This window comes from Pseudomonas sp. C2B4, assembly GCF_013359695.1.
Taxonomy (GTDB): Bacteria; Pseudomonadota; Gammaproteobacteria; order Pseudomonadales; family Pseudomonadaceae; genus Aquipseudomonas.
Window position 1 is genome coordinate 48,250 of sequence record NZ_JABFMU010000010.1, and the last position, 12,006, is coordinate 60,255.

General features: G+C 59.0%; 8 protein-coding genes. 1 reads left to right on the forward strand and 7 read right to left on the reverse strand.

Features of this window, described 5'->3' with window-relative positions:
• Position 1 precedes the first annotated feature (1 nt).
• The 6 genes from carB to grpE form a co-directional block, all read right to left on the reverse strand.
• The gene (gene carB, locus HNQ83_RS09985; protein ID WP_175388782.1) at positions 2-3,223 is read right to left on the reverse strand and encodes a carbamoyl-phosphate synthase large subunit; all 3,222 of its coding nucleotides are present in this window, start codon (positions 3,221-3,223) and stop codon (positions 2-4) included.
• A gap of 118 nt (positions 3,224-3,341) precedes the next feature.
• A complete protein-coding gene (carA, locus tag HNQ83_RS09990) occupies positions 3,342-4,478 on the reverse strand; it encodes a glutamine-hydrolyzing carbamoyl-phosphate synthase small subunit (RefSeq protein WP_175388783.1) in 1,137 nt (378 codons plus the stop codon).
• A 259-nt stretch (positions 4,479-4,737) separates the two neighbouring features.
• Complete coding sequence (gene dapB, locus HNQ83_RS09995) at positions 4,738-5,541, reverse strand: 4-hydroxy-tetrahydrodipicolinate reductase (RefSeq protein ID WP_175388784.1); 804 nt, start codon at positions 5,539-5,541, stop codon at positions 4,738-4,740.
• Positions 5,542-5,551: 10 nt separating this feature from the next.
• Positions 5,552-6,676 (reverse strand): molecular chaperone DnaJ, encoded by a 1,125-nt coding sequence (gene dnaJ, locus HNQ83_RS10000; RefSeq protein WP_007973132.1) that lies wholly within the window; start codon positions 6,674-6,676, stop codon positions 5,552-5,554.
• A gap of 298 nt (positions 6,677-6,974) precedes the next feature.
• Positions 6,975-8,891, reverse strand: a complete 1,917-nt coding sequence (dnaK, locus tag HNQ83_RS10005; protein WP_175388785.1) for a molecular chaperone DnaK — start codon at positions 8,889-8,891, stop codon at positions 6,975-6,977.
• 102 nt (positions 8,892-8,993) lie between these two features.
• Positions 8,994-9,560: a nucleotide exchange factor GrpE gene (gene grpE, locus HNQ83_RS10010; protein ID WP_095194007.1), complete on the reverse strand. Its 567-nt coding sequence runs from the start codon at positions 9,558-9,560 to the stop codon at positions 8,994-8,996.
• A gap of 241 nt (positions 9,561-9,801) precedes the next feature.
• On the opposite strand from grpE, the gene recN reads away from it, so the two are divergent.
• On the forward strand, positions 9,802-11,475 hold the full coding sequence (gene recN, locus HNQ83_RS10015; protein ID WP_175388786.1) for a DNA repair protein RecN: 1,674 nt from the start codon (positions 9,802-9,804) through the stop codon (positions 11,473-11,475).
• Between the two features lie 75 nt (positions 11,476-11,550).
• On the opposite strand, the gene fur is transcribed toward recN, so the two are convergent.
• Entirely contained in the window at positions 11,551-11,955 is a 405-nt protein-coding gene (gene fur / locus HNQ83_RS10020; RefSeq protein ID WP_003197684.1) for a ferric iron uptake transcriptional regulator, read from the reverse strand.
• Positions 11,956-12,006: the final 51 nt, after the last annotated feature.

Sequence of the window (12,006 nt, forward strand, 5' to 3'; positions counted from 1 at the left end):
CTCATGCCTTCAATCCTGCGTGTAGATCCTGCAAGCGGCGTACGGTCTTCTCGGGACCGAACTTCAGCGCCTCGCAGATCGCTTCGCCAGCAGCAATGGTCGTGGTGCAGTAGATCTTGTGCTGCAGGGCATTGCGACGAATGGAATAGGAGTCAGCGATCGACTGGCGACCTTCGGTGGTGTTGATGATCAGGGTGACTTCGTCATTCTTGATCATGTCGACCACGTGCGGACGACCCTCGGTGACCTTGTTCACGCGGCGCACTTTCAGGCCTGCAGCTTCGATCAGCTTGGCAGTACCGGCAGTGGCAACCACTTCGAAGCCCAAGTTGATCAGATCACGGGCCACGCCTGCAACCAGCGGCTTGTCGTCGTCGCGCACGCTGATGAACGCAGTACCGCCGGTCGGCAGCACTTCGCTGGCGCCCATCTGGGCCTTGGCGAATGCTTCACCGAAAGTGTCGCCCACACCCATCACTTCACCGGTGGACTTCATCTCAGGGCCGAGGATCGGGTCAACGCCAGGGAATTTGGCGAACGGGAACACCGCCTCTTTCACGCTGTAGAAATTCGGGATGATTTCCTTGGTGAAACCCAGTTCTTTCAGGGTTTTACCGGCCATCACGCGCGCTGCGATCATTGCCAGGGAAACACCGATGCACTTGGACACGAAAGGCACGGTACGCGAGGCACGCGGGTTGACTTCGATGACGTAGATGTCTTCGCCTTGCAGCGCCAACTGTACGTTCATCAGGCCAACCACGCCCAGTTCCAGGGCCATCTTCTTGACCTGTTCGCGCATCTCGTCCTGGATGTGCGCAGGCAGCGAGTACGGCGGCAGCGAGCACGCGGAGTCACCGGAGTGAACGCCGGCCTGCTCGATGTGCTGCATGATCGCGCCGATCACAACGTCTTTGCCGTCGCAGACAGCATCCACGTCCATTTCGATGGCGCAGTTGAGGAAGTGGTCCAGCAGCACCGGGCTGTCGTTGGACACTTGAACCGCTTCACGCAGGTAGCGCTTGAGTTCTTCTTCTTCGTAGACGATTTCCATCGCGCGACCGCCCAATACGTAGGACGGACGCACCACCAGCGGGTAGCCGATCTTGGCGGCAGCACGAATCGCTTCGTCTTCGCTGCGCACAGTGGCGTTTGGCGGCTGACGCAGGTTCAGGCGCTGGACCATTTGCTGGAAGCGCTCGCGGTCTTCGGCACGATCGATGGCGTCAGGGCTGGTGCCGATGATAGGCACGCCGGCTGCTTCCAGGGCACGAGCCAGTTTCAGTGGGGTCTGGCCGCCGTACTGGACGATCACGCCTTTCGGCTTCTCGACGCGGACGATTTCCAGCACGTCTTCCAGGGTTACTGGCTCGAAGTACAGACGATCGGAGGTGTCGTAGTCAGTGGAAACGGTTTCCGGATTGCAGTTGACCATGATGGTCTCGTACCCGTCATCGCGCAGCGCCAGTGCCGCGTGTACGCAGCAGTAGTCGAACTCGATACCCTGACCGATACGGTTAGGACCGCCGCCCAGGATCATGATCTTGTCGCGACCCGATGGCGCGGCTTCGCACTCTTCTTCGTACGTCGAGTAGAGGTAAGCAGTATCAGTGGCGAACTCGGCGGCGCAGGTGTCGACACGCTTGTAGACCGGGAACACTTCGACTTTGTGGCGATGAGCACGCAGGCTCTTCTCGGTCACGCCCAACAATTTGGCCAGACGCTGATCGGAGAAGCCTTTGCGCTTGAGGCGGAACATCAGGTCGCGGTCGATGCTGGTCAGACCCAGGGTCTTGACCTTCTCTTCGTCCTTGATCAGATCTTCCATCTGCACCAGGAACCAAGGATCGATCATGGTCATGCCGAAGATATCTTCAACGCTCATGCCGGCGCGCATTGCGTCCGCCACGTACCAGATACGCTCAGCCCCTGGAACGGTCAGCTCGCGCTTGAGTACGCTCATGCTTTCCGGGTTGCTCAGATCAACTTTCTCGTCCAGGCCGCAAACACCGACTTCCAGGCCACGCAGGGCTTTCTGCAGGGACTCCTGGAAGGTACGGCCGATTGCCATGACTTCACCTACCGACTTCATCTGAGTGGTCAGGCGCGCGTCAGCCTTGGAGAACTTCTCGAAGGCAAAGCGTGGCAGCTTGGTGACGACGTAGTCGATGGACGGTTCGAAGGACGCCGGGGTCTTGCCGCCGGTGATATCGTTCGACAGTTCGTCCAGGGTGTAGCCCACAGCCAGTTTGGCCGCGACCTTGGCGATCGGGAAACCGGTGGCTTTCGAAGCCAGTGCCGAGGAACGGGAAACGCGTGGGTTCATCTCGATCACGACCATGCGGCCGGTGTTCGGGCAGATACCGAACTGAACGTTGGAACCACCGGTTTCCACGCCGATCTCGCGCAGTACCGCCAGGGAGGCGTTACGCAGGATCTGGTATTCCTTGTCGGTCAGGGTCTGTGCAGGCGCCACGGTGATCGAGTCACCGGTGTGCACACCCATCGGGTCGAAGTTTTCGATGGAGCAGACGATGATGCAGTTGTCCTTCTTATCGCGGACAACCTCCATCTCGTACTCTTTCCAGCCGATCAGCGATTCGTCGATCAGCAGCTCTTTGGTCGGCGACAGATCCAGACCGCGGGCGCAGATTTCTTCGAACTCTTCACGGTTGTAAGCGATACCGCCACCGGTGCCGCCCATGGTGAAGGACGGACGGATGATGCACGGGAAGCCCAGCTTCTCGAGGACCGCGTTGGCCTCTTCCATGCTGTGGGCGATACCGGAACGCGGGCACGCCAGGCCGATGGACTTCATGGCCTTGTCGAAACGCGAACGGTCTTCAGCCTTGTCGATGGTGTCGGCGTTGGCACCGATCATTTCCACGCCGAACTTCTCCAGAACGCCTTCGCGCTCCAGATCCAGGGCGCAGTTCAGGGCAGTCTGGCCACCCATGGTCGGCAGCAGTGCGTCCGGACGCTCTTTCTCGATGATCTTGGCAACGGTCTGCCATTTGATCGGTTCGATGTAGGTTGCATCAGCCATGGCCGGGTCGGTCATGATGGTGGCCGGGTTGGAGTTCACCAGGATGACGCGGTAACCCTCCTCGCGCAGGGCTTTACAGGCCTGGGCGCCGGAGTAGTCGAATTCGCAGGCCTGGCCGATCACGATCGGGCCAGCGCCGAGAATCAGGATGCTTTTAATGTCTGTACGTTTTGGCATGGGTTTGTCACTCAAATCCGCAGGTCAGTCGGCAAGCCGTCTTGTTCAATCTCTGAAGACCTGAGGGGGCCACCGATATCGGGACCGCCCTCAGGCTTTGCTACATCAGGGCGAGCGATCAGCGTCGCTTGGCCATCTCATTGATGAAGCGATCGAACAATGGCGCTACGTCGTTCGGGCCAGGGCTGGCTTCAGGGTGACCCTGGAAGCTGAAGGCGCTCTTGTCGGTACGCTCGATCCCTTGCAGGGTGCCGTCGAACAGCGACTTGTGAATCGCGCGGACGTTGGCTGGCAGGGTCGTTTCGTCTACCGCAAAACCGTGGTTCTGGCTGGTGATCATCACAACGCCGGTGTCCAGGTCCTGGACCGGGTGGTTGGCACCGTGGTGGCCGTGACCCATTTTCAGGGTCTTGGCGCCAGAGGCCAGGGCCAGCAGTTGGTGACCGAGGCAGATACCGAAGACCGGGATCTCGGTTTCCAACACATCCTTGATCGCCTGGATCGCGTAGTCGCAAGGCTCCGGGTCGCCAGGGCCGTTGGACAGGAACACGCCGTCCGGTTTCAGCGCCAGTACATCGGCGGCCGGGGTTTGCGCCGGCACCACGGTCACGCGGCAACCGCGCTCGACCAGCATGCGCAGGATGTTGACCTTGACGCCGTAGTCATAGGCGACCACGTGGTACGGCAGCTCGGAAGCTTCGATGGTTGCGTGGCTGTCGGTTTTCAGATCCCAGACAGTCGAGCGCCACTCGTAGGAGTCCTTGGTGCTGACGACTTTTGCCAGGTCCATGCCCTTGAGGCCAGGGAAGCCTTGGGCGGCGGCGATGGCGGCTTCTTCGGAAATGTTGTCACCGGCCATGATGCAGCCGTTCTGCGCGCCTTTTTCACGCAGAATGCGCGTCAGGCGACGGGTGTCGATACCGGCGATGGCCACAACGTTGTTGGCCTTCAGGTAGTCCGACAGGGACATCGTGTTACGCCAGTTGCTCGCCACCAGGGGCAGGTCACGGATAACCAGGCCAGCGGACCAGACGCGGTTCGACTCGGCGTCTTCCGGCGTGGTGCCGGTGTTGCCGATGTGTGGGTAAGTCAGGGTAACGATCTGTTGGGCGTAGGAAGGATCGGTAAGGATTTCCTGATAGCCGGTCATTGCGGTGTTGAACACCACCTCACCAACGGTCTGACCGTCGGCTCCAATGGCTTCGCCGCGAAAAATGCTGCCATCAGCAAGGGCGAGTATGGCTGGCTTAGTCAAGAAGACCTCCCGTAAATAAAGCCTGAAAGGGCGATCGCAGGTTGTAAAAAAGCGGAGTGACGTATGGACACGTCACCCCGCTTCTTCACTGAATTATTCTGCGCGCTTTTAGTGGACACACTAAAGCTGTAGCTTACAGAAAAAGGCATTTTTGGTCTACCGCCAATGAGCCCGAAAGGCCGGAGAATGCGACAGGTCGTCGCTTGGCGGAATAAAACCGGGCCCAAACCCTAGGTTTGAGCCCGATTTCAGGCACATCTTAACGCAGGTCGAGCACGTCTTGCATGTCGTACAGACCAGGCTCGCGCCCATCCAGCCACAACGCAGCACGTACAGCGCCCTTGGCAAAGGTCATGCGGCTGGACGCTTTGTGAGTGATCTCCACACGCTCGCCATCGGCGGCGAACAGCACAGTGTGATCACCCACGATGTCACCAGCGCGGACCGTGGCAAAGCCAATCGTTTCGCGTTCACGGGCACCGGTCTGGCCTTCACGACCGTAAACAGCCACCTTCTTCAGGTCACGACCCAGCGCATCGGCAATCACTTCACCCATGCGCACCGCCGTACCCGATGGGGCATCGACCTTATGCCGGTGGTGAGCTTCTGTGATTTCGATATCGACATCATCACCCAACACGCGAGCAGCGGTGTCGAGCAACTTCAGGCACAGGTTTACACCGACACTGAAGTTGGCCGCGAAGACGATCGGGATGTCCTTGCCCGCCTCCGCCAGCAACTGCTTCTCTTCGACGCTGAAACCGGTGGTACCGATGATCATCGCCTTGCCGTGCTTGCGGCAGAAGGCGAGGTTTTTCAGGGTCACCGTCGGGTGCGTGAAATCGATCAGTACGTCGAACTCGTCAACGACACGATCCAGATCACCGGACAGCGGCACGCCGATTCGGCCCAGTGCAGCCAGCTCGCCGGCATCGGCGCCAACCAACGTACTGTCAGGACGATCCACCGCAGCCGTCAGACCCGCGCCCGATGCTTGATGCACAGCCTCGATCAGGGTTTTGCCCATGCGCCCCGCGGCGCCCATCACAGCTATACGTCGCATGCCTGTCTCCTTACAAATCGCCGAAGAAGCGCTTCACGCCTTCGAACCAGCCTGTGGTTTTCGGCGAATGGCTATTGTCGTCCGCCAGCGAACTGCGGAACTCTTCCAGCATTTCACGCTGACGACGACTCAGATTGACCGGCGTCTCGACCGCCACACGGCACATCAAGTCACCGGCACCACCGCCACGCACTGGCGCGACGCCCTTGCCACGGACACGGAACTGCTTGCCGGTCTGAGTCCCTTCAGGGATCTTCAGCTTGACTCGACCATCCAGGGTCGGAATTTCCAGCTCGCCACCCAGCGCCGCATCGACGAAGCTGATCGGCACTTCGCAGAACAGGTGCTTGCCGTCGCGCTGGAAGATCGAGTGCTCACGCACGTTGATCACCACGTAGAGATCACCTGTCGGCCCACCCTGGGCGCCCGCCTCGCCTTCACCCGAGAGGCGAATGCGATCACCGGTATCGACGCCGGCCGGCACCTTCACCGACAGGGTCTTGTACTCTTCGACACGGCCCTCACCATGGCAGGAATCGCACGGATCGGAAATGATCTTGCCCTGGCCATGACAGCGCGGGCAGGTCTGCTGCACCGAGAAGAAGCCTTGCTGCATGCGTACCTGACCGATACCGCCACAGGTCGGGCACGTCACCGGCGAGGAGCCTTTCTTGGCACCCGAGCCGTCGCATGGCTTGCAGTTGACCAGCGTCGGAACGCGGATATTCACGGTCGTGCCGCGCACCGCTTCTTCCAGGTCCAGTTCCAGGGTGTAACGCAAGTCGCTACCGCGCTGAGCGCCGCCACGGGAACCACCGCGACCGCCACCGAAGAAGTCACTGAAGACATCGCCAAAGATGTCGGAGAAGTTCTGGCCGCCGAATCCGGCACCGCCACCACCCATGCTCGGATCGACGCCGGCATGGCCATACTGGTCGTAGGCCGCACGCTTGCTGGAATCGGACAGCACTTCGTAGGCCTCGTTGGCCTCCTTGAACATCTCTTCCGACGCTTTGTCATCGGGATTACGGTCCGGGTGGTGCTTCATCGCCAGGCGACGGTAGGCCTTTTTCAGGTCCGCCTCGCTTGAGCCTCGTTCAACACCCAATACTTCGTAATAGTCACGCTTTGCCATAAGTCATTTGCACTCTTGAGGACGTTCGGCAAACCTCTCCTGAGCCCTGCCAAACTCGTTGAGCCCCAATACAGGCCCGGACCCAACTCACGTCAATTCAACGATCCTGGTCTTTGTTTCAGTGCGGCACCTTCGGCTCGGAAAGCAGGAGCATTCCCGACCATACCGCCAGCACCCGAACCTTGTCGCATGCTGTAAAAATTCGCGTATTCCAGACACGCCAACGCGGGAGCAAGCTCCCGCGCGGCGACATCCTACCAGTCACCGCCTCAAGGCAGTCAACCGGCCGACCAACAACTTACTTGTGGTCTTTGACTTCTTCGAACTCAGCATCGACCACGTCATCAGCCTTCTCAGCCGATTCGTCTTTCGGTGCCGCACCTTCTGCTGGCTGTGCCTGCTCGGCATACATCTTCTGAGCCACTGGCGCGGAGACCTTGGACAGCTCTTCAACCTTGGCTTCGATCGCAGCCTTGTCGTCGCCTTTTACAGCGGCTTCCAGCGCAACTACAGCAGCCTCGATTGCGGTTTTCTCTTCAGCGCTCACCTTGTCGCCAGCATCAGCGACCATTTTGCGCGTCGAGTGAACCAGTGCATCACCCTGGTTACGAGCAGCGGCCAGCTCTTCAAACTTGCGGTCTTCCTCGGCGTTAGCTTCGGCGTCACGCACCATGCGCTCGATTTCTTCGTCGGACAGACCGGAGTTGGCCTTGATCACGATCGACTGAGTCTTGCCGGTAGCCTTGTCCTTGGCGCCTACGTGCAGAATGCCGTTGGCATCGATGTCGAAGGTCACTTCGATTTGTGGCACACCACGTGGAGCTGGTGGAATCTCGGCCAGGTCGAACTTGCCCAGGGACTTGTTCTGCGCCGCCTGCTTACGCTCACCTTGCAGCACGTGAATGGTCACGGCGCCCTGGTTGTCATCGGCCGTCGAGAACACTTGCGATTTCTTGGTAGGAATCGTGGTGTTTTTCTCGATCAGCGCGGTCATCACGCCACCCATGGTTTCGATACCCAGGGTCAGCGGGCTGACGTCCAGCAGCAGTACGTCTTTCACATCACCGGCCAGAACAGCGCCCTGGATCGCAGCACCCATGGCAACGGCTTCGTCCGGGTTCACGTCTTTACGAGCTTCTTTACCGAAGAACTCGGTCACCAGCTTCTGAACCAGTGGCATACGGGTCTGACCACCAACCAGGATCACGTCGTTGATCGAACCAACGTCGATACCGGAGTCTTTCAGAGCGATGCGGCAAGGCTCAATGGTACGTTGAACCAGGTCTTCTACCAGCGCTTCCAGCTTGGCGCGGGAGATCTTCACGTTCAGGTGCTTAGGACCGGTGGCGTCTGCAGTGATGTACGGCAGGTTCACGTCGGTCGACTGAGCGGACGACAGCTCGATCTTGGCTTTTTCAGCGGCTTCTTTCAGGCGCTGCATTGCCAGCGGATCACCTTTGAGGTTCATGCCGCTTTCTTTCTTGAATTCGTCGACGAGGTAGTCGATCAGACGAATGTCAAAGTCTTCACCGCCCAGGAAGGTGTCACCGTTGGTGGCCAACACTTCGAACTGGTGCTCGCCATCGACTTCGGCGATTTCGATCACGGAAACGTCGAAAGTACCGCCACCCAGGTCATAAACGATCACGGTGTGGTCGCCCTTGGCCTTGTCCATGCCGTATGCCAGAGCGGCCGCGGTCGGTTCGTTGATGATACGTTTTACGTCCAGGCCCGCGATGCGGCCGGCGTCTTTGGTGGCTTGACGCTGGCTGTCGTTGAAGTAGGCCGGAACGGTGATCACCGCTTCAGTCACAGGCTCGCCGAGGTAGTCTTCGGCGGTCTTCTTCATTTTCTTCAGAATTTCAGCCGAGATTTGTGGCGGAGCCATTTTCTGGCCGTTCACTTCAACCCAAGCGTCGTTGTTGTCAGCCTTGACGATCTTGTAAGGGACCATCTGGATGTCTTTCTGTACCACTTCTTCTTCGAAGCGACGACCGATCAGACGCTTCACCGCGTACAGGGTGTTGTGCGGATTGGTCACAGCCTGACGCTTGGCCGACTGGCCAACCAGGATTTCGCCGTCGTTGGCGTAAGCGATGATCGACGGCGTGGTGCGCGCGCCTTCGGCGTTTTCAATAACTTTTGCCTTGCCGTTTTCCAGCACGGAGACGCAGGAGTTGGTAGTCCCCAGGTCGATACCGATAATTTTGCCCATGTTCACTCTCCCGAAACTTTGGATTTGGTTGCCGCAGCGGTTGTGGCCAACTGCGGTAGCACTTAAACGCTTGACTTCTAAATGGGGGCCTTGCGGCTAATTTCAAGCCTGCTCATCAATAGAAGGCGAAACTGGCGCAGGGGCCTTGCTGACCACGACCATCGCCGGGCGCAGCAGGCGTCCGTTGAGCTGGTAACCCTTTTGGAACACCTTGAGCACGCTGTTCGGCTCGAGGTCCGCGCTTTCCTGCATGGCCATCGCCTGATGCAGGACGGCGTTGAACGGTTCGCCATGCGGATCGATCGCTTCCAGCTGATAACGTTTCAGGGTGTCCTGGAACATTTTCAGGGTCAGCTCGATGCCTTCGCGCATTGGGCGGATGCTTTCGTCATCCGGGCTGGACAACTCCAGGCCGCGCTCCAGACTGTCAATGATCGGCAGCAGGTCGCCGGCGAATTTTTCCAGCGCGAACTTGTGAGCCTTTTCTACATCCTGCTCGGCGCGACGGCGGACGTTCTGCAGATCGGCGGCCACACGCAAAGCCTGATCCTGCGCACCTGCCAGTTGCTCTTCGAGCACTTGTACACGAGCCGCCAGGTCTTCACCCGAAGCCTCGGGCGCCTGGTTGGCGTCTGGGTTTTGCGTATCCACTGTCTGTTCGTCAGCCATAGAATTCTCCTTTCAATAACGTCCGCGAGCCTGACTCGCGCTTCTGCCCAGCTATATGGGGCCGCAAAATTCAGCTTCAAGGGGCATCAGCGCATTAACCCTACAAAAAACACCTGCATTGTCATTCCAGCGCGCACTAAGGATTTCGTCGGATCAAGCGAATCGACCTAACGACGGGCATTGTCAGCCAGAAACAAAACACTGTATAAATAACCAGACCTAATACCTGGGAGCGGCCTTTATGCTGGTGCACCTGTCCGTACACAACTACGCCATCGTTGAACATCTCGATCTCGAACTCGATCGCGGGATGAGCGTCATCACAGGGGAAACCGGCGCCGGCAAGTCGATCATGCTCGACGCCCTGGGCCTGACCCTTGGCGATCGCGCCGATAGCGGTGTGGTTCGCCCCGGCGCAGACAAGGCCGACATCCTGGCAACCTTTGATCTGGCCGATATTCCGGAAGCCGGCGCATGGCTGGCGGAGCGCGACCTCGAGAACGATGGCCCGTGCATCCTGCGCAGGGTCATCACGGCAGAAGGACGTTCACGCGGCTATATCAACGGCACACCCTGCCCCCTTGGCGATCTCAAGGCGCTGGGCGAACTGCTGATCGATATCCACAGCCAGCACGAACACCAGTCCCTGCTCAAGACCGACACCCACCGCCGCCTGCTTGACGAATACGCCGGCGCGACGGACCTCGCCCGCCAGGTACAGCTTGCCGCCCAACGCTGGCGCCAGACTCGACAGGAACTTGAGCGACTCTCCAACTCAGGCGACGAGCAACGTGCCCGCCACCAGTTGCTCAGCTATCAACTTGAGGAGCTGGAAAACCTCGGCCTTGGGGAAAACGAGCTGGAGCAGCTGGAGCAGGAACACAAGAACCTGACCAATGCTGAAACACTGCTGGGCATCTGCCGGCAAGTGGTAGAACAATGCAGCGAAAGTGATTCCGGCAACGTATTGAACGCCCTGACTGCCAGCCTTAACCGACTGTCGAGCGTGAATAACTCAATCGGCGCGCTGGGCGAAGCCAGCAGCCTGCTGACAAGTGCGCAGATCCAGGTCGAAGAAGCGGTGGGCGAGCTGAACCGCTTCCTCGACAACTTCGATGCCGACCCCTCTCGCCTTCAGTACCTGGAAGAGCGCCTCGACTCGATCTACACCCTGGCACGCAAACACCGCATCCAGCCAACCGAAGTCGCCGAAATGCAGCAGAAGTTGCTGGATGAAATCGAAACCCTGAATGCCAATGACGAATCCATCGAGCGACTGAGCGATGAGCTGTCGTCCTATGCCCGCCACTATCAGGAAAAGGCCCGGGAGCTGAGCGACTTGCGTCATCAAGCCTCAAGCAGCCTGGCCAGCGCCGTGGAACAGGAAATCCAGCGCCTGGGCATGCCCGGTGGCCGCTTCACTATTGAACTGCGCCCCAATAGCGGCGACGAGTTGCTGCCTAATGGGCTTGAGCAGGTGGAGTTGCTGGTCAGTGCCAACCCGGGGCAGCCATTGAAAGCCTTGGCGAAGGTGGCATCGGGCGGCGAACTTTCGCGGATCAGCCTGGCCATTCAGGTGATCACCGCACAAACCTCTCGCGTACCCACCCTGGTATTCGACGAAGTGGACGTGGGCATCGGCGGCCCGACGGCCGAGATCGTCGGCCAGTTGCTGCGCCGGCTCGGGGAGCGAGGACAGGTTCTGACGGTAACCCACTTGCCCCAGGTAGCTGCGCAAGGCCATCAGCATTTATTTGTGCACAAAGTGCGCGGTGAAGATGCCACTCGTACTGCCGTCTCCAAATTGAGCAAGAACGATCGTGTCGAGGAAGTGGCGCGAATGCTTGGCGGTATCGACCTTACGAAGGAATCCCTGGCCCACGCCAAAAAAATGGTGATTACCGCAAAGGTTTAAGACTGGCAGAAAGCACGAAGGCGACCCTGAGGTCGCCTTCGTTCGTTTCGCGAACCTGGCGTTCGCGCGACATGCTTACTTTTTCTTGCGTACGTACAGCACCAGATTGTGATCAACCATCTCGAAGCCATACTTGTCGACGATTGCTTTCTGCAGGCGCTCGATTTCTTCGTCGAAGAATTCGATCACTTCACTGGTCTCGACGTTGACCATATGGTCGTGATGCTTGCCGTCGTCCAGCTCGAAGACCGCATGGCCTCCGTCGAAGTTGTGCCGCACCACAAGGCCAGCTGCCTCGAACTGAGTCAGTACACGGTAAACCGTGGCCAGACCGACGTCCTCACCAGCCTCCATCAGTGCCTTGTAGACATCCTCGGCACTCATGTGGCGCTGCTCGGCGGAGTCGAGCATTTGCAGAATTTTGACCCGTGGCAGGGTCACTTTGAGGCCGGCTTTGCGTAGTTCGCTATTTTCAACCATGGTCAGCTTTCTCGCGATGCTGCTTCGCAGCTTCTCTTAATGCGGGTATGA